The 21,436-nt window shown below is 69.9% G+C and carries 20 protein-coding genes; 8 read left to right on the top strand and 12 right to left on the bottom strand.

Features of this window, described 5'->3' with window-relative positions:
• Nucleotides 1–97 precede the first annotated feature (97 nt).
• Both CQ044_RS18005 and CQ044_RS18000 read left to right on the top strand, forming a co-directional pair.
• Nucleotides 98–1,093 (top strand): Gfo/Idh/MocA family protein, encoded by a 996-nt coding sequence (locus CQ044_RS18005; RefSeq protein WP_105689742.1) that lies wholly within the window; start codon nucleotides 98–100, stop codon nucleotides 1,091–1,093.
• A gap of 20 nt (nucleotides 1,094–1,113) precedes the next feature.
• Nucleotides 1,114–2,037: an NYN domain-containing protein gene (locus CQ044_RS18000; RefSeq protein ID WP_105689741.1), complete on the top strand. Its 924-nt coding sequence runs from the start codon at nucleotides 1,114–1,116 to the stop codon at nucleotides 2,035–2,037.
• A gap of 10 nt (nucleotides 2,038–2,047) precedes the next feature.
• On the opposite strand, the gene CQ044_RS17995 is transcribed toward CQ044_RS18000, so the two are convergent.
• From CQ044_RS17995 to CQ044_RS17960, 8 genes are all read right to left on the bottom strand, one after another.
• A complete protein-coding gene (locus tag CQ044_RS17995) occupies nucleotides 2,048–3,088 on the bottom strand; it encodes a sugar phosphate isomerase/epimerase (RefSeq protein WP_105689740.1) in 1,041 nt (346 codons plus the stop codon).
• Nucleotides 3,052–4,014 carry a sugar phosphate isomerase/epimerase gene (locus CQ044_RS17990; RefSeq protein ID WP_105689739.1) on the bottom strand — a complete coding sequence of 321 codons (963 nt, stop codon included), beginning with the start codon at nucleotides 4,012–4,014 and terminating at the stop codon, nucleotides 3,052–3,054. Before CQ044_RS17990 ends, CQ044_RS17995 begins: the two co-directional genes overlap by 37 nt.
• A gap of 11 nt (nucleotides 4,015–4,025) precedes the next feature.
• The gene (locus CQ044_RS17985; protein ID WP_105689738.1) at nucleotides 4,026–4,973 is read right to left on the bottom strand and encodes a sugar phosphate isomerase/epimerase; all 948 of its coding nucleotides are present in this window, start codon (nucleotides 4,971–4,973) and stop codon (nucleotides 4,026–4,028) included.
• A 19-nt stretch (nucleotides 4,974–4,992) separates the two neighbouring features.
• On the bottom strand, nucleotides 4,993–5,820 hold the full coding sequence (locus tag CQ044_RS17980) for a carbohydrate ABC transporter permease (RefSeq protein ID WP_258133366.1): 828 nt from the start codon (nucleotides 5,818–5,820) through the stop codon (nucleotides 4,993–4,995).
• Nucleotides 5,817–6,770 (bottom strand): carbohydrate ABC transporter permease, encoded by a 954-nt coding sequence (locus CQ044_RS17975; protein WP_105689737.1) that lies wholly within the window; start codon nucleotides 6,768–6,770, stop codon nucleotides 5,817–5,819. Before CQ044_RS17975 ends, CQ044_RS17980 begins: the two co-directional genes overlap by 4 nt.
• Before the next feature lie 6 nt (nucleotides 6,771–6,776).
• Complete coding sequence (locus tag CQ044_RS17970) at nucleotides 6,777–8,093, bottom strand: extracellular solute-binding protein (RefSeq protein ID WP_105689736.1); 1,317 nt, start codon at nucleotides 8,091–8,093, stop codon at nucleotides 6,777–6,779.
• An 80-nt stretch (nucleotides 8,094–8,173) separates the two neighbouring features.
• Nucleotides 8,174–9,658, bottom strand: coding sequence for a GMC oxidoreductase (locus CQ044_RS17965; RefSeq protein WP_105689735.1), 1,485 nt, complete (start codon nucleotides 9,656–9,658; stop codon nucleotides 8,174–8,176).
• Between the two features lie 52 nt (nucleotides 9,659–9,710).
• The gene (locus CQ044_RS17960) at nucleotides 9,711–10,820 is read right to left on the bottom strand and encodes a Gfo/Idh/MocA family protein (protein ID WP_105689734.1); all 1,110 of its coding nucleotides are present in this window, start codon (nucleotides 10,818–10,820) and stop codon (nucleotides 9,711–9,713) included.
• A 115-nt stretch (nucleotides 10,821–10,935) separates the two neighbouring features.
• On the opposite strand from CQ044_RS17960, the gene CQ044_RS17955 reads away from it, so the two are divergent.
• The 3 genes from CQ044_RS17955 to CQ044_RS17945 all read left to right on the top strand — a co-directional run bounded on the left by CQ044_RS17955 (nucleotide 10,936) and on the right by CQ044_RS17945 (nucleotide 13,824).
• Nucleotides 10,936–12,150 carry an ROK family transcriptional regulator gene (locus CQ044_RS17955; RefSeq protein ID WP_105689733.1) on the top strand — a complete coding sequence of 405 codons (1,215 nt, stop codon included), beginning with the start codon at nucleotides 10,936–10,938 and terminating at the stop codon, nucleotides 12,148–12,150.
• A gap of 70 nt (nucleotides 12,151–12,220) precedes the next feature.
• Entirely contained in the window at nucleotides 12,221–12,847 is a 627-nt protein-coding gene (locus CQ044_RS17950; protein WP_105689732.1) for a DUF4166 domain-containing protein, read from the top strand.
• The gene (locus CQ044_RS17945; RefSeq protein WP_105689731.1) at nucleotides 12,844–13,824 is read left to right on the top strand and encodes an epimerase; all 981 of its coding nucleotides are present in this window, start codon (nucleotides 12,844–12,846) and stop codon (nucleotides 13,822–13,824) included. The genes CQ044_RS17950 and CQ044_RS17945 overlap by 4 nt, the downstream gene beginning before the upstream one ends.
• A 202-nt stretch (nucleotides 13,825–14,026) precedes the next feature.
• Here CQ044_RS17945 and CQ044_RS17940 read toward each other — a convergent pair whose 3' ends face one another.
• Genes CQ044_RS17940 through CQ044_RS17925 form a run of 4 tightly spaced genes read right to left on the bottom strand, consistent with a single transcriptional unit; the run spans nucleotide 14,027 to nucleotide 17,772 of the window.
• On the bottom strand, nucleotides 14,027–15,019 hold the full coding sequence (locus CQ044_RS17940; RefSeq protein WP_105689730.1) for an epimerase: 993 nt from the start codon (nucleotides 15,017–15,019) through the stop codon (nucleotides 14,027–14,029).
• Entirely contained in the window at nucleotides 15,016–15,387 is a 372-nt protein-coding gene (locus CQ044_RS17935; protein WP_105689729.1) for a PLD nuclease N-terminal domain-containing protein, read from the bottom strand. The genes CQ044_RS17940 and CQ044_RS17935 overlap by 4 nt, the downstream gene beginning before the upstream one ends.
• A 40-nt stretch (nucleotides 15,388–15,427) precedes the next feature.
• A complete protein-coding gene (locus tag CQ044_RS17930) occupies nucleotides 15,428–16,357 on the bottom strand; it encodes an aldo/keto reductase family oxidoreductase (RefSeq protein WP_105689728.1) in 930 nt (309 codons plus the stop codon).
• Complete coding sequence (locus CQ044_RS17925) at nucleotides 16,354–17,772, bottom strand: DUF2252 domain-containing protein (RefSeq protein WP_258133365.1); 1,419 nt, start codon at nucleotides 17,770–17,772, stop codon at nucleotides 16,354–16,356. Before CQ044_RS17925 ends, CQ044_RS17930 begins: the two co-directional genes overlap by 4 nt.
• A 236-nt stretch (nucleotides 17,773–18,008) precedes the next feature.
• Here CQ044_RS17925 and CQ044_RS17920 point away from each other — a divergent pair, with 236 nt between their 5' ends.
• From CQ044_RS17920 to CQ044_RS17910, 3 genes are all read left to right on the top strand, one after another.
• On the top strand, nucleotides 18,009–18,389 hold the full coding sequence (locus CQ044_RS17920) for a VOC family protein (RefSeq protein ID WP_105689727.1): 381 nt from the start codon (nucleotides 18,009–18,011) through the stop codon (nucleotides 18,387–18,389).
• Nucleotides 18,390–18,492: 103 nt separating this feature from the next.
• Nucleotides 18,493–20,172 (top strand): glucose-6-phosphate isomerase, encoded by a 1,680-nt coding sequence (gene pgi / locus CQ044_RS17915; RefSeq protein ID WP_105689726.1) that lies wholly within the window; start codon nucleotides 18,493–18,495, stop codon nucleotides 20,170–20,172.
• A 101-nt stretch (nucleotides 20,173–20,273) separates the two neighbouring features.
• The gene (locus CQ044_RS17910; protein WP_105689725.1) at nucleotides 20,274–21,374 is read left to right on the top strand and encodes a serine hydrolase; all 1,101 of its coding nucleotides are present in this window, start codon (nucleotides 20,274–20,276) and stop codon (nucleotides 21,372–21,374) included.
• Nucleotides 21,375–21,436: the final 62 nt, after the last annotated feature.

Genomic DNA, 21,436 nt, shown 5'->3' with positions numbered 1-21,436 from the left:
CGTGGTCCCCCCACCTTGGGGTCGTCCCCACCAGCGCACCCCAGGGCCTCCGCTGGCGGGGACGACTCGAGGTGGTGGAAGCCCGTACGCTGGAGCCATGACCGGACTTCGCTGGGGCATCCTCGCCACGGGCGGCATCGCCGCCGCCTTCGCCGCCGACCTCCGCACCGCGGGTCTGGACCTCGCCGCCGTCGGATCCCGGTCCCAGGACTCCGCCGACGCGTTCGCCGCCCGCTACGGCATCGCGAGGGCGCACGGCTCCTACGAGGCGCTCGTGGCGGATCCCGAGGTCGACATCGTCTACGTCGCCACCCCGCACCCGATGCACCACGCCGACGCACGTCTCGCGCTCGAGCACGGCAAGCACGTGCTCGTCGAGAAGGCCTTCACGCTCAACCGCGCCGAGGCGCAGGACCTCGCCGACCTCGGCCGCGAGAAGGGTCTGCTCGTCATGGAGGCGATGTGGACCCGGTACCTGCCGCACATGGCGCGGCTGCGCGAGATCATCGCGGCCGGCACGCTGGGCGAGATCCGCACCGTCTCCGCGGATCACACGCAGACCCTGCCGACGGATCCCACGCACCGTCTGAACGCCCTCGAGCTGGGCGGCGGGGCGCTGCTGGATCTGGCCATCTACCCGATCTCCTTCGTCGTCGGCGTGCTGGGCGTGCCGACCGAGGTCAAGGCGGTCGCCCGCCTCCTCGAGACGGGCGCCGACGCCGAGGTCGCGACCGTCATGACGCACGACGGCGGAGCGATCTCGACCACGTTCTCCTCCTCGCGCACGGCGGGACCGAACACCGCGGTCGTGCTCGGCACGAAGGCGCGCGTGGAGATCGAGCGCTGGTGGTGGTCGCCCTCGATCCTGCGGGTGATCGACCCCGAGGGCGTCGTCCTGGAGGAGTTCTCCGCGCGGCCCGCCGAGGGCGAGGGGCGCGGGATGCAGTTCGAGGCGCTCGCGGCCGAGCGCTACATCGCCGACGGATCCCTGGACAGCGACCTGCTCCCGGTGGCGGAGTCGGTCGCGATCATGGGTCTGCTCGATGAGATCCGTGCGCAGATCGGGGTCCGCTACCCGAACGAGACCGTCTGACCGACTCCGGAGGAGAACCCATGGCCGAGCCGCAGGACACCCGCGTCGCCGTCTACCTGGACTTCGACAACATCGTCATCTCCTGGTACGACCGCGTGCACGGACGCAACGCGTACAGCAAGGATCGCCAGCGGATCCAGGATAACCCCGCCGATGCCGAGGTCGCGGAGCGGCTCAAGGCCGCGATGATCGACGTCGGCGCGATCATCGACTACGCGTCCTCGTTCGGCACGCTCGTGCTCACGCGGGCGTACGCCGACTGGTCGTCGCCGGTCAACGCCGAGTACCGCTCCCAGCTGGTGGCACGCGCCGTCGACCTCGTGCAGCTCTTCCCGGCGGCGGCGTATGCGAAGAACGGCGCCGACATCCGCCTGGCGGTCGACACGGTCGAGGACATGTTCCGCCTGCCCGACCTCACCCACGTGGTCATCGTCGCGGGCGACAGCGACTACGTGCCGCTCGCCCAGCGCTGCAAGCGGCTCGGCCGGTACGTGATCGGCGTGGGCGTCGCAGGCTCCACCGCGAAGTCGCTGGCCGCCGCGTGCGACGAGTTCGAGGCGTACGACTCGCTGCCCGGCGTCGAGCGCGCGGCAGCGCCGGCGCCCGCGGCCGAAGCGGCGCCCAAGAAGACGGTCGCCAAGCAGACCCAGGGGGCGCGCAAGCAGTCCCGCGCGACGGCAGAGAAGGACGAGCCCAGCACCTCGGATCAGGAGCAGGCGACCGCCACGCTCGTGCGCGCGCTGCGGCTCGGGCACGACAAGAGCGACGGCGACGAGTGGCTGCACAGCTCGGCGGTGAAGACGCAGATCCGGCGGATGGATCCCTCGTTCAGCGAGAAGGCGCTCGGCTACCGCTCGTTCAACGCCTTCCTGAAGTCGCGGGCCGACATCGCAGAGCTCGAGGAATCGGGCCACGAGCGCCTGGTGCGCCTGCGCGAGAGCTGAGCCGCCCTCTTCACTGGTTGCGGAAGGCGGCGTCGAAGGACGCGGTGGGCTTCGGCCAGAGCAGGGAGCGCACGTACTGCACGGCCTGGGCCGCGCCGTGCAGGCGGTCCATGCCCGCGTCCTCCCACTCGATCGAGATCGGCCCGGTGTAGCCGATCGCGTCCAGCGCGCGGAACGAGTCCTCCCACGGCACGTCGCCGTGTCCCGTCGAGACGAAGTCCCAGCCGCGGCGAGGGTCGCCCCAGGGCAGGTGCGAGCCGAGCACGCCCGCGCGGCCGTTCTGCGGGCGCATCCGGGTGTCCTTGCAGTCGACGTGGTAGATCCGGTCCTGGAAGTCCCAGATGAAGCCCACCGGATCGATGTTCTGCCACATCATGTGCGACGGATCCCAGTTGAACCCGAACGCCTCCCGATGCTCCACGGCCTCGAGAGCACGGACCGAGCTCCAGTAGTCGTACGCGATCTCCGAGGGATGCACCTCGTGCGCGAACCGCACCCCTTCGCCGTCGAACACGTCCAGGATCGGGTTCCAGCGGTGCGCGAAGTCCTCGAACCCCGCGGCGATCACGTCCTCCCCGACCGGCGGGAACATCGCCACGTACGGCCAGATCGACGACCCCGTGAAACCGACGACCGTGTCGACGCCGAGCTTGCGGGCCACGCGCGCCGCGCGCTTCATGTCCTCCGCCGCACGCCCGCGGACGCCCTCGGCGTCGCCGTCCCCCCAGACGTAGTCGCGCAGGATCGCATGGTGGCGGAAGTCGATCGGGGCGTCGCACACGGCCTGGCCCGCGAGATGGTTCGAGATCGCGAACGTCTTCAGGCCGTGACGGTCGAGGATCTCGAGCCGCGAGGCGATGTAGGCGTCGTCCTCGTCGGCGCGCTTCAGATCGAGATGATCGCCGGACGCCGCGATCTCCAGCCCGTCATACCCCCAGGAGGCGGCGAGGCGCGCGACCTCCTCGAACGGCAGATCCGCCCACTGGCCGGTGAACAGCGTGACGGGGTGGGTGCTCAAGAGCGTCCTTCCAGGTAGTTCTCGGCGATCCATGCCCAGCTCGCCTTCGCGCTCGCGAAGGGCTCCATGCTGGGTTTGTCGACCTCGACGAGCACGGTGCCCGCGAAGTCCTCTGGCAGCTCGGCGAGCGCCTCGCGGATCGGGACGTCCCCGAGGCCGGGCTCGAGGAAGAAGCGTCGCGACATCACGTCGAAGTACGGGGTCGGAGTCGTCCGCGCCGACGCCGCAATGCCCAGATCCATGTCCTTGACGTGCAGGTCCGAGATGCGGTCGGCATGCGCCGCGACCCACGCGACGATGTCCGCCCCCGTCCACGCCAGGTGCCCGAGGTCGGGGCCGGCGGCGAGCAGCGACGCCGGCACCGCGTTCAGGACGTGGTTGTACTCGGCCTCGGTCTCGATCCAGGTGCCCACGTGGTTGTGCAGCGCGGGAGTGACGCCCTCGGCCGTGAGCACTTCGGCGGCGGCGCCGATCATGTCGGTCACGCGGTTCAGCCGGGCCGCGTCGTACGCGTGGCCGACGGCCGCCGCCTCATCGATGCGCGGTCGTCCCGGAGCCATGTCCGCGGCGAGGAACACCCGGTCGAGCCCCATGAAGAGCGTCTCCTCCGCACGGCGACGGAGACCGTCGAACCAGCGGAAGCGCGCCTCGTCGTCACCCGTGTGGTCGACCCCGAACTCCTCAGGGAGTCCGATATGCACATACCCCGGGGTGACGCGCAGCCCCGAGTCGGCGACGACCCGTGCGTACGCCTGCAGGGTCTGCGTGGGCAGCACCTCCAGCATCACGGCGGGGAATCCGGACTCGCGCACCTCTGCGAGCACCCGCGGCTGGCGGTCGAGGAAGCTCGGCCGATCGAACTCCCAGCCGACGCTGCCGGGCTCGCCCGTGGACTCCCCCAGCGAAACGGTGATCCACTGCAGGGTGTTGAGCGAGAAGTGCTCCCGTGTGAGTGTCATGTCATCCCTCCTCAGCCGGCCGTGACGTCCGCGACCCAGCGCGCCGTGTACTGCGCACTCTGCACCGGGTCCATGCTCGCGCGATCCACCTCGATGATGATCCACCCGCCGAAGCCGTCTGGCAACGCGGAGAGCGTGTCGACGAGGTCGATCTGGCCGAGGCCGGGCTCCCGGTAGAGCCCGAGGTCCGTCGCGCGCTCGTAGCCCATGCCCTCCTCGCGGCTGCGCCGGGCCAGGTCGAGGTCGAGGTCTTTGAGATGCAGATCCTGCACCCGGTCCGCCCAGTCGGCGATGGCCTGCTTGGCATCGATGCCGGCCCACTCCAGATGGCCAATGTCGAAGGAGGCGCCCAGCCGGGACGCATCGATCGCATGAAGGACGTGCTCGTACTCGTGCTGCGTCTCGATCCAGGTGCCGACGTGGTTGTGCAGGCCGGGGCGCACTCCCTCGGCGTTGAGCACGTCGACGGCCTCGTCGATGAGGTCGGTGAGCTCGTCGAGGCGATCCGGGGAGAAGTCGTGCCCGACGGCCGGACGCTGCCACCGGATCGCGTCCTGGTTCACCTCTGCGGCGAGGAAGATCGTCGACAGCCCGAAGTAGTTCGACTCCTCGGCCTTGCGGCGCACCCCGTCGAACCAGTGGATCCGTTCGAAGCTGCCCCGCTCAAGCCTTCCTCCGTGCTCGCTCGCCAGCGGCACCTGGACGTAGCCCGGCGCGAGCCGAAGGCCCGACTCCCCCACCATCGCCGCGTAGTTCTGCAGCGTCTGGGTGTCGAGCACCTCCAGCATCGTCGCGTCGAAGCCGGCCTTGCGGATCTCGGCCAGAACGCCGGGATACTCGGCGACGAAGGAAGGATCCGCGAAGCGCCACAGGCTCGCACTGTCGAGGTCGTCCGGATCCTCCTTGACGTTGATCCACTGGATGGCGTTGAGGGCGAAGTTCAGATCGCTCAGGGGCATGACGGGTCCTTTCGACGGGTCACTTCAGTCCGGTGGCGGCGACGCCCTGGATGAAGTACTTCTGCAGGAAGAGGAACAGGATGAGGATCGGCAGCAGGACGACCATCGCACCGGCCAGCAGCAAGCCGAACGACACCGTGTTCGACGCCTGCGATGCCACGGACAGTCCCACGGGCGCCGTATAGGTGGCCTGGGACTGCGCCACGACCAGGGGCCAGAGGAAGTTGTTCCACGAGGAGAGGAACGACAGGATGGCCACGGTCGCGAGTCCGGGACCGGTGAGCGGGAGGAAGATGCGGAAGAACAACCGCACCTCCCCCGAGCCGTCCAGGCGAGCCGCCTCCATGAGCTCGAACGGCACCGAGTGCGCGAACTGCCGCATGATGAACACGCTCAGCGGCAGCACGAGCACGGGCATCACGATGGCGGTGAGGGTGTTGACCAGCCCCATCTGCACCACCACGATGAACTGCGGCACGAACAGCGCCACATAGGGCACGATCATCGAGACGATGACGAGCGGGAAGACGAACCCTCGTCCGCGGAAGCGCAGCTTCGCGAGCGCGTATCCGGCCATCGCGCTGAAGATCACGTTGCCGACGACGGCGACGGCGGAGACGATGATGCTGTTGAGCATGTAGTTGCCGAACCCGCGCTCGGCGAACAGTTGCACGTAGTTCTGGATCTGGAACGACTCGGGGAACCAGGCTCCGGGGCTGTGCAGGAACTCGGACTGGGTCTTGAAGGACCCGAAGAGCACCCACACGAACGGCAGCAGCATGAAGACCGTGATGACGGCCAGGGCGGCGTAGGCGAGCGCCTGACGCGTCGGCGAGAGCGTTTTCAATGTTTCGGCCTCAGCATTCTGAACTGGACGATGGCGACGATGCCGACCAGGAGGAGCAGGAGGACGGATCCCGCCATCGATGCGGAGATGTTGCCGAACCCGAACTGCTCGTACACCCAGAGCGCGATCGACTTCGTCGAGCCGAGCGGACCGCCCTTGGTGAGGAGGTAGGGCTCCTCGAAGATGTTGAGGAACGACACCGTCTGCAGCACGGTGACCAGCAGCGTGGTCGGCCGCAGCAGCGGCAGCGTGATCGACCACAGTGTGCGCCAGCGTCCTGCACCGTCGGTCGAGGCCGCCTCGTAGATCTCCTCCGGCACGGCCTGCAGGCCGGCGAGGAACAGGATCATGCAGGTGCCGGCAGTGCGCCACACGCCCATCATGACGACCGTGGTGATCGCCCATCCCGGGTCGCCCAGCCAGTTCGGCTGAGGGAGCCCCAGGGCGCCGAGCGAGTTGTTCACCGGTCCGGTGATCGAGAACGCGTACTGCCAGATCACGGCCGCGGCGACGATGTTCGTGATGACCGGCACGTACGCCGCCGCGCGGAAGAACGTGCGCAGCCGCCGGATCGCACTGTTCAGCATCAGGGCGAGCGCGAAGCCGAGCCCCATGCTCAGCGGCACGCAGAGCGCCACGAACATGACGGTGTTCAGGAAGGCGCTCTGGAAGCCGGCGTTGCCGATGATCTTGAAGAAGGCCTCGAACCCGGTGAAGTTCACCCCGAACGGATCCCGGATGTCCCGGGCGGTCATGTCGGTCAGGCTCGCGCTGAGCGCGAACACGGCTGGGATTCCGGTGAACAGTGCGAACAGCACCAGGAACGGGGCGAGAAACGTCCAGGCCGTGACCGCTTCGGCCCGGGAGCCCTCGTGCGCTCTCCTGGTGCCCCGGAGGCGCCGGGAAGGCACCTCCGGGGTGACAAGGGCACGGGTTGCCGTGGAGGTCATGACGTCCTACTTGCCCGTCCCGATCGACTCGGCCTGCTTCTGCGCCTCATCGAGCGCGTCCTTCGCGGACGTGTTGCCGCGGACGACCTTCTCGATCTGCTGGCCGATGACGTCGCCCACCTGGTTCCAGGTCGCGACCTTGGGCAGGTTCACACCGGTCTCGAGACCGGCCTTGACCGTCTCCAGCACGCGGTCGCCCTTCATGGCGGGATCGTCCCATGCGGCCTTGAGCGCCGGCATGTTGTGGAAGATCTGGTACCACTTCACCTGGCTCTGCGGGGTGGACATGAACCGCGCGAACTTCCACGCCGCGTCCTTGTTCTTCGAGTCCTTGGGAACGAACCAGCTGCCGCCGCCGACCGTGGTCGCGGCGTCGCCGCTCGGACCGGTCGGGGCCACCGCGAGGGACAGGTTCTGGTCGGCCCAGCCCTTACCGTTCGCGTCATCGAACCACCCGATGAACCAGGGACCGCCGTCGATGATCGCCGCGTTCTTCCCGGTCGTGGACCAGGAGACCGTGTCGAGGAACGCGGGCCCGTCCGGCGAGGCGAGGCCGTCCTTGATCAGCCCGGACCAGTACTCGAGCGCCTCGACATTCTCCTTGGAGTTGATCGTCCAGGTCTTCTGGTCGTCCGAGATGAACCCTCCGCCGTTCTGCTTGGCGAAGGTGAGCAGCTGGCGCGCCGTGTACGAGTCGTAGTTCACGTACAGTGCGAGCGGGTACTCGACGCCGGACGCCTTGAGCTTCTCGCCGAACGTGCGCATGCTCGCCCAGTCGGTCGGCGCCTCGACGCCCGCTTTGGCTGCCAGATCCTTGCGGTAGATGGTCATGTCGGCGTAGGCGTACCAGGGCACACCGTAGGCCACGTCGTCGACGACCGAGTTCTCCCAGATCACCGGGAAGAAGTCGTCGGGCTTGACGAGGCCGTCCGGTACGGGGGCGAATCCGTCGGTCGCCAGCAGCGCCGACTGCGACTCGGTGAACGAGTAGATGAGGTCGGGCACGGTACCGGCGGTGATCGCCGCGGTCATCTTGGAGATGAACTCGGCCTCCGGGACCTGGGTCATGTTGATGGTGACGTCGGGGTTGTCCTTCTTGAACTCCGTGAACATGTCCGGGAGCTTGGCGCCGTCGGCGCCCTGCGTCCAGATCTCCACGGTTCCCTTGGCGGGTTTGTCGTCGATCGCGGCGCCGGCGCCGCTGCCGCCGGTGGATCCGGCGTCGCCGCTGCGGCCGCAGCCGGTCAGCAGCAGCGCGCCGGCGGTGAGAACGGCGGTGCCGAGCAGCATTGCTCGACGCGACCGTCGGGTGGTGAGGTGCATCGCATTCTCCTCTGTATCGGGTTCGGGTGGTGTTCGGGTCGGGTGGGTTCGGGTGGTGGATCGCCCGTGCGGGCATCCGGTCAGAGCGCGGCCAACACGGCGCGCGCGATGCGCACCGAGATCGTGGCGCCCGTGAGGGTGGCATTGCAGGTGAGGGCGGTCGGGATGACGCCGTTGCCTGCGAGATAGAGGTTGTCGAAGCCCCAGACGCGCCCGTCCGTGTCGACCACGGAGGTGCCGTCGTCGACCGGGCCCATGCGCACCGTGCCCGTGTAGTGCAGCGAGGCGCCTGCGGGGAGGATCTCGGAGTCCTGCGCGGGGAAGACGCCGATCGCGTTCGCCGCTGCGCGCTGCACGTCCATGGTCCGGCGGATCTCGGCCTGATCGGCCTCGGAGTACGAGAAGCGCACGGTCATGTGCGGCAGGCCGAGCGCGTCGGTGCGGTCGTCGGAGAACTCGATCCGGTTCTCCGGGCGGATCTCGGTGGCGCAGTACCAGCCGACGCCCAGCACGTGCTGCCCCTCGAACTCGCGCTCCATGAGCTGTCCGTGCGCGGGGCGCGCGGCACCGATCGACGGGCTCCAGTACGAGCCGATGAACGGCTCGCCGGCGGGCGGCACCGGGATGTCTGCGGCGGTGAGGCCCAGGCGGGCCGCGTCGATGACGACGTCGCCGTCGATCGAGGCGTGCTCGTTGAGCCGCGTGCCGAGCGCCTCCGGTCGGATGCCCGAGGCCCAGAGCAGCTGGGGCGTGCGCAGCGCGTCCCCGGCGATGAGCACGACCCGTCCGCGGAAGGACTCTTCGTTCCCGGTCGCGAGATCGCGTCCGACGAGCCCGGTCACCCGGGCACCGTCGTGCTCGATGCGGGTGACGAGCAGCCCGGTGCGCAGCGTCACGTTCGGCTCGCTGCCGTCGAACAGATACGGAGCGATGTCACGGGGACCGGTGCGGGCGAAAGGGCGGTCCTGGTGCGGGACGCCCGCCATCGGCATGTACCCGAACTGCCGCTCCGGATCCGGACTCGGCACGGCGTCACGGAGCGCGGCGAACATCGGCTCGGTGAACGGGTTGTCGACGAGCGGTCCGACGTACGTGCGCAGCAGGCCCCGCGCGCTCTCCAGATCCTCGTCCCACTCCGCGCGCGGCAGGAAGTCAGGGATCTCCTCGGCGTAGGGCCACGGGGTGGCCGCAGTCCAGTGCACGCCCATGCCGCCGATGTTCCATGCGACGGAGGCCCCGGGGAACTCCGCGAAGTTGTGGCCGAGGAACGCCGCAGGGAAGATGCCGGTGGAGTCGGCCGTCCAGCCGTCGCCGTCGAGTTCGTTCATCGATGCGGCGCCGCGGACATACTCGATCTGTCGCGCCCGGCGCATCAGATCCTCGTAGGAGGCGTTCATGGCGTTCTCGTCGACCTCGACGAGGTGCTCGCCGTCGACGCCGGTGATCCGGGAACCCGCCTCGACCACGAGGATCGACGCCTCCGGGTTCTGCTCGTGCACCCGGCGGGCGATGATCGCGCCGTTCGGACCGGATCCGACGATGACGAGATCGTATTCCTCTGACATTGCTCTTCCTCTTCTTCGGTTCAGGAGCTCGTGGGTGGTTGCGCGGTGGGGGTCAGGGCGTCTCGGCCGGGACGTCGATCCAGCGCTCTTCGCGGGCCGCGAGGAGCACGGCCTCGGTCAGCTGGGCCGCGCGCACGCCGTCGTCGAAGGTCGGCAGGCCGTCCGGATGCTCGCCGGCGATCGCGGCGTAGACGTCGGCGACGAAGCCGTTGAACGCGTCCTGGTAGCCCTGCGCGTGCCCGACCGGCAGCCGGGAGAAGCGGGCGACACCGGGATGCGCGTTCTGCGGATCGCGGAACAACTGTCGGTTGCCCTCCCTGCGGCCGATCCACAGCTCCTCCGGACGCTCCTGATCGAAGCGGACGCTCTCCCTGGTGCCGTGCAGCTCGAGAGTGAGGGCGTTCTTCCTGCCCGCCGCCATCTGCGAGACCAGCAGCGTTCCGATCGCGCCCGACGAGGTCTCGACGAGGATCGCGACCGCATCCTCGTTCTGCACCGGATGCCCGCCCCGCTCGGCGAACGCCCGGCGGGTGCGGGCCGTGAGCCGCACGATGCGCTCCCCGGAGACGAACTCGAGAAGATCGCACAGATGAGACCCGATGTCGGCGAACGCACGGGAGGGCCCACCCTCGTCGGAGGTCGCCCGCCAGTCATCATCGCTCGGGAGCAGCATCCAGTCCTGCAGATACCCGCAGTCCACCGTCAGCAGCGTGCCGATCTCCCCCGCGAGCACACGAGCACGCGCCTCGCGCACCATCGGGTGATACCGGTACACGAACGGCACCGCGGCCACCACGCCGTGCTCGCGGGCAGCGGACGCGAGCGCTCTCGCATCGATCAGCGACGTCGCGAGCGGCTTCTCGCAGATCACGTGCTTGCCCGCCTCGATCACCCGCAGCGCCAGCGGCGCATGCGTGGAGTTCGGCGTGCAGACGTGCACGACCTCGCTCCCGCCCGCCAGCAGTTCGTCGATCGTGCCCGCACGCTCGACGCCGAGTTCGGCCGCGGCGACAGCCGCGCGCTCCGGTGAAGAGCTGGCGATATCGGCGAGGACCGCCCCCGCGGCACGCGCCGCCCTGGTGTGCGCCTGCGCCATGAATCCCCCGCCGAGGAAGCCGGATCGGATCGTCCCGATACCGGTGTGCGTGACCTCCGTTGTCATGTGGATGATTCTGACACGGATCGACACCCTTTTGTCAAGTACTAGTCAAAAGTCTTTTCGTAACCGACAGATGTCGCTCGTCGGATCCGCAATTGTCGTGTGGTTTACTGACCCTATGAGCGACCCCGACCGGCTGAACGGCGGCGCCTCGCCGGGTACGGGCGACATGCTGCAGCTGCTCCTGGACGGCCAGGCGCGCACCAAAGCCGACCTCGCGCACCTCACCGGCCTCGCCCGATCCACGGTCTCGGCGCGCGTCGACGCCCTGCTCGCCTCCGGCCTCGTGGTGCCCGCGGGCGAGGGGCTGTCGACCGGCGGCCGCCCGCCGTCGCGGGTGGCGTTCAATCCTCGGGTGGGCCTGGTCCTGGCCGCCGACCTCGGCGCCTCGCACGCGACGGTCGCCGTCTCCGATCTCGGCGGTCGGATCCTGGACAGCACGACGCGGCCGCTGCGCATCGCGGACGGTCCCGCGGCCGTGCTCGACGGCGTGCTCACCGACGGCCGCGCGCTGCTCGAGTCAGAGAGTCTGCGCGGCATCCCCCTCGTCGGCATCGGCATCGGCGTGCCTGGTCCCGTCGAGCACTCCACCGGCCGGCCGTACAACCCGCCGATCATGCCGGGGTGGGACCGGTTCGACGTGCCCGGCTACGTGCAGCGCACCTTCGACGTGCCCGTGCTCGTCGACAACGACGTCAACGTCCTCGCCCTCGGCGAGCAGGCCACGAGCTTCCCCGACGTCGAGGACCTGGTGTTCGTGAAGGTCGCCACGGGCATCGGCGCCGGGATCATCGCGGGCGGAAGACTTCAGCGCGGCGCTCAGGGCTCGGCCGGCGACATGGGGCATGTCAAGGTGCCCTACTCCCCCGAGTCCTCGCACGCCCCCGGTGAGGATCGGGATCTCGAGGAGCTCGCGAGCGGGACGGCGATCGCCACGGCGCTGCGGGCGCAGGGCCTCGACGCCGTCACGAGCTCGGACGTCGTCGAGCTCGTCCGCAACGGCAACCCCGCGGCGATCGAGGCCACACGGCAGGCCGGCCGCGACGTCGGCGAGGTCCTCGCGATGTTCGTGAACCTGCTCAATCCGTCGGTGATCGTGCTCGGCGGCAGCATCGCGCGCGCCGGCGAGCACCTCCTCGCGGGCGTCCGCGAGGTCGTCTACCGCCGGTCGATCCCGCTCGCGACGCAGCATCTCGCGATCGTGCAGACGCACACCGGCGAGAAGGCCGCGGTGCTCGGTGCGGCGATCATGGTGGCCCGCCACATCCTCTCCTCGGCGAATGTCGACGCCTACGTGTCGCACGCGACACCCCGCACGGAAATCCCGGCCTGACCCCCCTCTCTATCCGCGAGACTCCTCGCGCCCGTTCGCCTTTTTTGAACATGTTCGATAATGTGGGGACATGACCACGGATCCGCGCTCCTCCTACGCCGCGGCACTCGGCCCGCGCGTGGACGAGCTGCACCCTCGCCTGCGGAGGTACTTCGCGGCGATCCCTCACGGCGCAGTCGGCATCGGACGCGGCACCTTCGAGCGAGTCGGCTGCCGGAACCCCGTGGTGCGAGCGCTGCTCGGCCCCGTGCTGCGCGTCCTGCAGCGCCACGGCGCGGTCTATGCCGGCTGGGCGGAGAGCGTCCCGTTCACGGTGCGCAACCGCGACGGCGCAGGCCGATCCGCAGAGCGCACGCTGCACCTCCCCGACGGGGACTGGACCATGCGCGATCGCGTGCGCACCCTGCCGCACGGCCGGATCGTGGACCGCCTCGGGCGCCCCGGCGTGCTCGCAGCCGTCTTCGACGTGACGACCTCCGACGGCGCCCTCGAACTGCGCAGCACCCGTGTGGGCGCGCGGCTGGGGAGACTGCGGATCCGGTTCCCGCGGTGCATCGCTCCCCGGATCCGTCTGATCGAGAGCGCCGACGAAGACAACGGCCTGCAGCGGGTCGCGCTGACCGTGGACGTGCCGCTGCTCGGCCGCATCCACGAGTACGCCGGGACGTTCCGCTACGACATCGAGGAGGACGCATGAGCGAGCACGCGAACGACGGCACCCGCGGCAGGGTGGTGCTGGGCGGATCCACGGGGTTCATCGGCCGCGACCTCGCGCGGCGCTGGCGCGACGCGGGGCGCGAGGTCGTCACGATCTCCCGGCACGGTGCCGATCTGACCTGGGAGGATCAGGCCGGGATCGACGCGGCCGTCGACGGCGCGACCCTCGTCGTCGGGCTCGCCGGCAAGAGCGTGAACTGCCGTTACACGCCGGCGAACCGGGCCGAGATCTTCCGTTCGCGGGAGAGCACGACGGCCGCGCTGCGCACCGCTGTCGAGCGCGCCACGACCCCGCCCGCGCTGTGGGTGAACTCGTCGACGGCGACGATCTACCGGCATGCGGAGGATCGCCCGCAGACCGAGTCCACCGGAGAACTGGGCACCGGCTTCTCGGTCGAGGTCGCGAAGGCCTGGGAGCGCGAGCTGTTCTCGGGGGACCTGCCCGGTACGCGCCGCGTGGCGCTGCGCACCGCGATCGTGCTGGGCGACGGCGGTGTACTGGGCACGCTGCGGACTCTCGCGCGATTCGGCCTCGGCGGTACGCAGTACGACGGGCGCTGGCCGGTCGGCCGCACCCGGCGCGAAGCCGGGACCGGGCATGACTTCCGCGCCCGCGGCGGGCGGCAGCGGTTCAGCTGGGTGCACCTCGACGACGTGGCCGGGATCATCGCCTTCCTCGAACAGCACCCGGAGCTGGAGGGGCCCGTGAACGCCGCCGCACCGGGCGCGAGTGACAACCGCACGCTCATGGCGACGATCCGGCGCGCCCTCGGGGTGCCGTTCGGACTGCCGCAGCCGCGTTGGATGCTCGAGCTCGGCGCCCTCGGGATCCGCACCGAGACCGAGCTGATCCTGAAGAGCAGATGGGTCGCGCCGGAGAGACTGCTCGATGCCGGATACGCCTTCGCGCACCCCGACCTCGAGGAAGCGGTCCGCGCGTCCTTCGGACACGTCTGACCCCCGGAACAGGGCGAACTCAGCGGTCGCGGATCCGTTCCCGTCGCGACAAGCGTCGCTCAGACGGCCGGTTGGCGGCATCCATTGCGACGGGAGCGATCAACAGCGGCGACTTCTGCGACGGGAGCGCACCAACGCGCCAACGCGCCAACGCGCCAACGCGCCAACGCGCCAACGGACCCGCGGCACGAGGCTCGGGCGGTCAGCGCCCCTGGATCTGGCGCACGGCTCCGTCCAGCTCGGGGAACCGGAACACGTATCCGGCGTCCTCGAGCACCTGGGGCAGCACCCACCGGCTCTTCAGCACCAGCTCGGACTCGGTGCGCAGCACGGCCATCCCCGGCTCCAGCACGAAGCGGGGCGCGGGCAGTCCGAACGGCGCGCGCACAGCCCGGCGCAGGATCCGCATGAGCTCGATGTTCGTCACCGCATTCGGCGAGGCCATGTTCACGGGCCCCGTGATGTCGTCGTGGTCGCGGAGGAACCGGACCGCCTGCACGAAGTCCTGCTCGTGCATCCAGCTCAGCCGCTGCCGGCCTCGCGAGTGCTCGCCGTCGGGCTGCGGAGGATCGGTCGGGTGCGCGCCGATCCCCCGGTACCGCCGGTGCGGGAACCACCATCCGTCGTACTGCGGCCCGCCGAGTCCCAGCCGCGCCAGGCGCAGCAGCATCGTCATGACCGGAGCGCCGCGTCCGAGGACGAGCGACGTGCGCAGCGCGATCCGTCGAGTGCCCGGCAGCTCGCCGGCGAACAGCGCCGCCTCCCACTCCCGCGTCACATCGGGCGAGAAGCCCCTCTCCTCGAGCGGATCCGCCTCCGTGCGCGGCGTATCGAGCGAGTAGCGGTAGGCGGTCGCGGAGCTGCCGTTCATCCAGATGGCGGGCGGGCTCGCCGCCGTCGAGATCGCGTGGTGCAGGGCAGCGGTCGTGCGCAGGCGCGAGCGCAGGATCTCGTCGCGGTTGCGGTCGGTGTAGCGGCAGTCGATCCGCCGCCCGGCCAGGCCGATCACGAGCTCGGCGCCGTCGACGAGGCGCAGGATCCCGGCCTCGTCGTCCCAGCGCGCATCCGCGTCGCCGCCGCGCCCGATCGTGCGCACGTCGTAGCCGTCCCGCCGCAGCGCGTCGCGCAGGGCCGTGCCGAGGTAGCCGCTGCCGCCGCCGATCACGGCGCGGGGGCTGCGCGGCGCGGCGCTCATTCGGCCCCCGCCTCCCCCTGCTGCTTCTTGCGCTTCTCGATCTCGGCGCGCAGCCTCCACTCTTCGATCTCGCGGTCCAGGTCGGCGATCTGCTGCTCGGTGCTGCGCGTGTCGCCGGGCTGGGGCGGCGCCGTGGGCGCCGGCGATCCGGAGCGGCGCTCACGAGGCCGCGGCAGCCGGATCCCCTCCTGATCGTACTCGCGTCCGACCAGGAACCAGATCAGAGAACCGGCGAGCGGGACGATGATCACGAGGATGATCCAGAACATCTTGGGCAGGTGCTTCACCTGGTCGTCGCGCCGGGTGATGATGTCGATGAGCGCGCCGATCATCAGCACCAGCATGAGGATCGTGAACACCAGGCCCATGCCGACAGCCTAGGAGATCACGGATGCGCCCCGGCCACCCCTACGGCAGGGTGTGTCCGGCGGCGCGGAACAGCTCGTACCACTCCGCACGACTGAGCTCGACGTCGGCTCCCTCCGCCGCCTCCTGCACGCGGGACGGCGTGGTCGTGCCGAGCACCACCTGCATGCCCGCGGGGTGCCGCGTGATCCAGGCGGTGGCGATGCCGATCGGGGTGACGCCGTGCACGGCCGCGATCCTGTCGATCGCCGCGTTGAGCTCGGGATAGGCCGGGTTGTCCAGGAAGACGCCCGTGAAGAAGCCCGCCTGGTACGGCGACCAGGCCTGGATCGTGATGCCCTCGATGCGGCAGTACTCCACGATCCCGCCGCCGTCCCGGACGATGCTCTGATCGAGACCTGCCATGTTCGCCGCGAGCGGCTGCGCGATGATCGGGGCGTGCGTGATCGACAGCTGCAGCTGATTCGCCATGAGAGGCTGCGTCACCGCGGCCTTCAGCAGATCGATCTGACGCGGGGTGTGGTTGGAGACGCCGAAGGAGCGCACCTTGCCCGAGGCGTGCAGCTCGTCGAACGCGCGCGCGACCTCCTCCGGCTCCACGAGGGCGTCGGGACGGTGCAGCAGCAGCACGTCGATGCGGTCGGTGCGCAGCGCCGCGAGCGACCCCTCGACCTGTCGCATGATGTGCTCGTAGGAGAAGTCGAACATCCCCTCCGAGGGCACGATGCCGCACTTGGTCTGCAGCGTGATCTCGTCGCGCTCCGCGGCGGACATCCCGAGGGCCGCACCGAAACGCTCCTCGCAGACGTGCATCGCCCCGCCGTAGATGTCGGCGTGGTCGAAGAAATCGATCCCGTTCGAGCGGGCGGTGTCGTACAGCTCGCGGATCTGCGCGTCCGTACGGCCGTCGATGCGCATCATGCCCGCGACGACCGCCGGGGCGGATCCGGATCCGAATCGGATCTGCTTCATGCCCTGCTCTCCTCCTGCGCAGTCTGCTGCGCTGTGTGCGGAGCGGCGTTCGCCGCCCCCTGCTCCGCCGCTCGCGCCGCGAACGACCGGTAGTCCTGCTCGGCCAGGTCGGCGTAGGCATTGGCCCAGCTCACCAGGATATCGGCGAGCTGCGCACCCTTGCCGGCGTATCCGGCGATCTGAGCGGCCGCGGGCGCCTGCGCATGGGCGCGAGCCAGCGTGATCGCACAGGCGACCGCGTACTCGCGATACCCCTCGTCCTCGATCTCGTCGGTGTCGATCGAGCCCTTCATGTCGTGGAACTGACGCACGTAGTAGTCCTCGCGCGATCCCTTGATGTGTCCGAGGAAGGGATCCGAGAACGCCTGCAGGACCCGCTGCACGCCCACGACCCTCGCCCCCTCCCCGCCCTCGCGGATCCGCGCCTGGAGGTCGTCCGGCTGTGCGATCCCGCCGTACTCCGCGAGCACGCTGCGCCCCGCCTGTTTGACCTGCAGGAGCAGGGGCTCGGCATCGGCGGTGCCGAGCACGGCGAGGAAGCAGCGCGTGCCGACGCTGCCCACGCCGACCACGCGGCGCGCCACGTCGCGCACCCGGTACTGGCGCAGCAGCAGTTGGATGTCGATGTTCGCGGAGGCCGCGTACCGCTCGAAGGCGGTGTCGCTGACCTCGCGGATGTCGGGGTCGGCATGCGTCATGACCGGCGGCTGCTCGACGAACCGCAGGTGCCCGTCATCCCCGCGGACGGTGAGCCTGCGCGCCGCGCGCGCACCCGTTCGCTTCTCGGCGGCGGCGATCGCCTTCTGCAGGGTGCGCTGCGAATCGACGTCGAGCCCGTCCCGCGCCGCGGTCGCGTCGAAGTGCGCGAAATACCGCTGCAGCGGATCCGCCGACGCGGCCGCACGCAGCGCCCGCGCGTAGGCGAGGACGCACTGCCGCGCCGCGTCATCCGCGAGCGCCTGCCCGCGGCCTCCTCTGGCGCCGATGACCACGCTCGCGACGAGACGCTTGAGATCCCACTCCCAGGGCGCCCACGCGGCTTCGTCGAAGTCGTTCAGGTCGAACATCAGCGTGCGCTGCGGCGAGGCGAAGAACCCGAAGTTGCCGATGTGCGCGTCGCCGCAGGACGGCACGAGTATTCCCGTATGCGGCTCCCGCGCGAAGTCCGCGGCCATGATCGCGGCCGTTCCGCGATAGAACGCGAACAGGTCGACGGTCATGCGCTCCGTGCGCAGCGGGACGAGATCCGGCACGCGCGTGCTGTTCTGCCGGTCCAGGATGCCGAGCGGGTCGCGACCCGTCGCAGTGATCGTCGCGAGCGCGGTGCGGGGCACGCGGTCGCGTGCCGCCCTCCCCGCCGCGAGCCCCTCCGCGCGGGAGAGCATCGTGTCGCCGACCAGGTTGGTTTCGGTCATGGCCCATTCTCTCCCCGTGCCGGGTCGTTCGTTGCGCTTGCTTTCTGCTTTGCGTCGAGGCCCCCTCGCAGGATCCGCGCCTCCCTGTAGGTGCGTGCGTCAGTGGGGGCGTGGACGCTCAGAGGGGGCGTCGAGCGCCCGTCAATGAGGCACGCTCGAATGTCCGAGGTGCGGCGTAGCTTCGGGAGGGACGGCGGATCCACCGCCAGGGTTTTCCCACTGAAGGAGCGTGCAGCATGGACTGGAAGATCGAGCTCATCTTCGTGCCGGTCACGGACGTCGACCGATCGAAGGAGTTCTACGAGCGGATCGGCTTCCATGCCGACCACGACCAGACGCCGTTCGAGGGATTGCGCTTCGTGCAGATGACCCCTCCCGGATCCGCATGCTCGATCGCGTTCGGCACCAATCTCGGCATCGACCTCGAGCCCGGTCAGCAGAACACGATCCAGGTCGTCGTTCCCAACGCGGACGAGGCCCTCGCGCACCTGCGCGGCGTCGGCGCAGAGGCCACGGACGTCGACGACCAGGCCTGGGGTCGCTTTGTCACGTTCGCCGATCCCGACGGCAATCGCTGGACGCTGCAGGAGCTGCCGGACCGCAGCGAGCAGTCCTGATCCGAGGCCGGGGCGGGGCGCCGCGCGCACCCCGCCCCGGCGCTTCATCCGGCCGGCAGGACGACGTCGGCCCACGGCGACCATCCCGCGCTAGCGTTGACCCATGACCTCCCCGATCGACGCCACCACGACGCCCGCCTGGACCGATCTCACCGCCCTGCGGGAGTCGTTCTCGCCCGATCTGCGCGGCTGGTTCGCCGCCGACGCCGAGCGCGTGGAGAGCCTGACGTTCGATCTCGCCGACCTCCGCGTCGATCTGTCCAAGAACCTCGTGACGGCGGAGATCCGCAGCGCTCTCGTGCGCCTCGCCGAGCAGACCGGCGTCGCCGAGCGATTCGCCGCGATGCTGGCGGGCGAGCACATCAACACCACGGAGGACCGCGCCGTGCTGCACACGGCCCTCCGCCGCCCTGCGGACGCCTCCCCCGCGCTGGTCGTCGACGGCCAGAACGTGGACCACGACGTGCATGCGGTGCTGGACGCGCTGAGCGCCTTCGCCGACCGCGTGCGCTCCGGCGACTGGCGGGGCGTGACCGGCAAGAAGGCCACGCACGTCGTGAACATCGGGATCGGCGGATCCGACCTCGGCCCGGTCATGGTCTACGAGGCGCTGAAGCCCTACGCCGATGCGGGGATCCAGGCCCGCTTCGTCTCCAACATCGATCCGACCGACATCGCGCAGAAGACGGCGGATCTGGATCCGGAGACCACGCTGTTCGTCGTCGCGTCGAAGACGTTCACCACGCTCGAGACGCTGACCAACGCACGCCTCGCCCGCGACTGGCTGTGGGAGCACCTCGCCGCCGCCGGCGTCGACGTCGCAACCGACGAAGCGCGCAGCAACGCGGTCGCGCACCACTTCGTCGCGGTCTCCACCGCGCTCGACAAGGTGGCCGCGTTCGGCATCGACCCGGCCAACGCGTTCGGGTTCTGGGACTGGGTCGGCGGCCGGTACTCGGTCGACAGCGCGATCGGGCTGTCCTTGGCGATCGTGTTCGGTCCGGGCGCATTCCGCGAGCTGCTCGCCGGATTCCACGCCGTCGACGAGCACGTGCGCACCACGCCCCTGGAGCGCAACGTCCCGGTGCTGATGGGCCTGCTCAACGTCTGGTACACGAACTTCCTCGGGGCGCAGTCGCACGCTGTGCTCCCCTACGCCCAGCAGTTGAGTCGCTTCCCCGCGTACCTGCAGCAGCTCACGATGGAGTCGAACGGCAAGTCGGTGCGCTGGGACGGGTCGCCCGTGACGACCGACACCGGCGAGGTGTTCTGGGGCGAACCCGGCACGAACGGCCAGCACGCGTTCTACCAGCTGATCCACCAGGGCACTCGTCTGATCCCGGCCGACTTCATCGCCGTCGCGAACCCCGCCTACCCGCTCGCCGACGACGGTCGCGACGTGCACGGCCTGTTCCTCGCGAACTTCCTGGCGCAGACCAAGGCGCTCGCCTTCGGCAAGACCGCAGAGGAGGTCGAGGCCGAGGGCACGACCGGCGCGCTCGTGGCGGCGAGGACCTTCGCAGGCAACCGCCCGACGACCTCGATCTTCGCGCCCGCGCTGACGCCGGCCGTGCTCGGCCAGCTGATCGCCCTGTACGAGCACATCACCTTCACACAGGGCGTGATCTGGGGGATCAACTCGTTCGACCAGTGGGGCGTCGAGCTCGGCAAGCAGCTCGCCCTGCAGATCGCGCCCGCGATCGAAGGCGATCAGGATGCGATCGCCGCGCAGGATCCCTCCACCCGCGCGCTGCTCGCCTACTACCGCGAGCAGCGCCGCTGACGTCGGCGGGCCGCTGAGAGCGCGATCGCGCCGGCTCTCCGCCTAGAGTGGGCCGGGACCACCCCGTACCACGACGACTGCGGACGTGAAGGAGCCGGACGATGACGACGGAACTGCAGGAGATCCTCGACAGGCACGTCGCGAACGGCACCGCTCCGGGGATCGTCGTCGCGGACGGCGACGCCGCGGGACGGCTCGAGATCCTCTCCTCCGGCGACCTTCAGCCCGACGCGATCGTGCGCATCCAGTCGATGACGAAGCCCGTGCTCGCCGTCGCGACGCTGCGCCTGGTGCAGGACGGACGGCTCGACCTGGATGCGCCCGTGCAGCAGTGGATGCCGGAACTCGCCGATCGCCGCGTCCTGCGCACTCCGCAGTCGGCGCTCGACGACGTCGTACCGGCGGAGGCGCCGATCACGGTCCGTCACCTGCTGACGAACACCTCCGGCTACGGCATGACGACTGCCCCCGGGCCACTGCAGGACGCGATGGTGCACAACCGCACTCAGGCGGGCCAGGATCCTGTCGAGCTCGGCGCCCAGGACTGGCTCGACGCCCTCGCCGATCTCCCGCTGATGTTCCAGCCCGGCGCGGGATGGCGCTACCACCACTCCTTCGGGATCCTCGGGATCCTCCTCGGTCGCATCGCGGACCGTCCCCTGCCCGATCTCCTCGCCGACGAGATCTTCGACCCGCTCGGTATGACCGACACGGGGCACTCCGTCCCGCGGCAGGACGCGCATCGCCTCCCGGCCGCCTATCGCCGCGACGGCGCCGGCGCCCTTGTCGAGATGGAACCCGCCGGCGACGGCTTCTACGTCGCCCCGGCGCCCTTCGACCTGAGCCACGCCGAGCTGGTCTCGACGGCGACGGACTATGCGGCCTTCGCCCGGATGCTGGCCTCCGGTGGCCGGGCAGGCGACCGGGTCATCGTGCAGCCCGCGCTGCTCGAGCAGATGCGGACGGACCGGGTGCCGGCGCAGCTCAAGACGCCCGACAGCTTCTTCCCCGGGTTCTGGGACGGTATGGGCTGGGGATACGGCGTCGCCGTGCAGACGGCGGGGCCGCACCAGGGCCGCTACGGATGGTCCGGCGGGCTGGGCACCGATGTGTACGTCGACCTCGACGGCTCGTTCCGGGTGATCCTGACTCAGGTCGAGATGGGCGCCGAGGCGATGGCGCTCTTCGCGGAACTCGCCTGAGCGTCATTCCGCGAAGACGCCGGATCACACCGCCGCTGCCGCCGCGATCGGGCCCGAGGCGC

Source organism: Microbacterium sp. MYb64, assembly GCF_002979495.1.
GTDB lineage: Bacteria > Actinomycetota > Actinomycetes > Actinomycetales > Microbacteriaceae > Microbacterium > Microbacterium azadirachtae_A.
Note: the sequence above shows the minus strand (reverse complement) of the source record. Positions and strands in the feature narration are given on the sequence as shown.

Bases quoted from the DNA above. Each gene is read 5' to 3' on its own strand.
- CQ044_RS17930 (WP_105689728.1), bottom strand. From the start codon at position 16,357: ATGAAGCAGATCCGATTCGGATCCGGATCCGCCCCGGCGGTCGTCGCG.
- CQ044_RS17975 (WP_105689737.1), bottom strand. From the start codon at position 6,770: ATGACCTCCACGGCAACCCGTGCCCTTGTCACCCCGGAGGTGCCTTCC.
- CQ044_RS17935 (WP_105689729.1), bottom strand. From the start codon at position 15,387: ATGGGCCTGGTGTTCACGATCCTCATGCTGGTGCTGATGATCGGCGCG.
- CQ044_RS17920 (WP_105689727.1), top strand. From the start codon at position 18,009: ATGGACTGGAAGATCGAGCTCATCTTCGTGCCGGTCACGGACGTCGAC.
- CQ044_RS17970 (WP_105689736.1), bottom strand. From the start codon at position 8,093: ATGCACCTCACCACCCGACGGTCGCGTCGAGCAATGCTGCTCGGCACC.
- CQ044_RS18000 (WP_105689741.1), top strand. From the start codon at position 1,114: ATGGCCGAGCCGCAGGACACCCGCGTCGCCGTCTACCTGGACTTCGAC.
- CQ044_RS17940 (WP_105689730.1), bottom strand. From the start codon at position 15,019: ATGAGCGCCGCGCCGCGCAGCCCCCGCGCCGTGATCGGCGGCGGCAGC.
- CQ044_RS18005 (WP_105689742.1), top strand. From the start codon at position 98: ATGACCGGACTTCGCTGGGGCATCCTCGCCACGGGCGGCATCGCCGCC.
- CQ044_RS17965 (WP_105689735.1), bottom strand. From the start codon at position 9,658: ATGTCAGAGGAATACGATCTCGTCATCGTCGGATCCGGTCCGAACGGC.
- CQ044_RS17925 (WP_258133365.1), bottom strand. From the start codon at position 17,772: ATGACCGAAACCAACCTGGTCGGCGACACGATGCTCTCCCGCGCGGAG.
- CQ044_RS17955 (WP_105689733.1), top strand. From the start codon at position 10,936: ATGAGCGACCCCGACCGGCTGAACGGCGGCGCCTCGCCGGGTACGGGC.
- CQ044_RS17995 (WP_105689740.1), bottom strand. From the start codon at position 3,088: ATGGATCGCCGAGAACTACCTGGAAGGACGCTCTTGAGCACCCACCCC.
- pgi (WP_105689726.1), top strand. From the start codon at position 18,493: ATGACCTCCCCGATCGACGCCACCACGACGCCCGCCTGGACCGATCTC.
- CQ044_RS17985 (WP_105689738.1), bottom strand. From the start codon at position 4,973: ATGCCCCTGAGCGATCTGAACTTCGCCCTCAACGCCATCCAGTGGATC.
- CQ044_RS17910 (WP_105689725.1), top strand. From the start codon at position 20,274: ATGACGACGGAACTGCAGGAGATCCTCGACAGGCACGTCGCGAACGGC.
- CQ044_RS17950 (WP_105689732.1), top strand. From the start codon at position 12,221: ATGACCACGGATCCGCGCTCCTCCTACGCCGCGGCACTCGGCCCGCGC.
- CQ044_RS17960 (WP_105689734.1), bottom strand. From the start codon at position 10,820: ATGACAACGGAGGTCACGCACACCGGTATCGGGACGATCCGATCCGGC.
- CQ044_RS17945 (WP_105689731.1), top strand. From the start codon at position 12,844: ATGAGCGAGCACGCGAACGACGGCACCCGCGGCAGGGTGGTGCTGGGC.
- CQ044_RS17990 (WP_105689739.1), bottom strand. From the start codon at position 4,014: ATGACACTCACACGGGAGCACTTCTCGCTCAACACCCTGCAGTGGATC.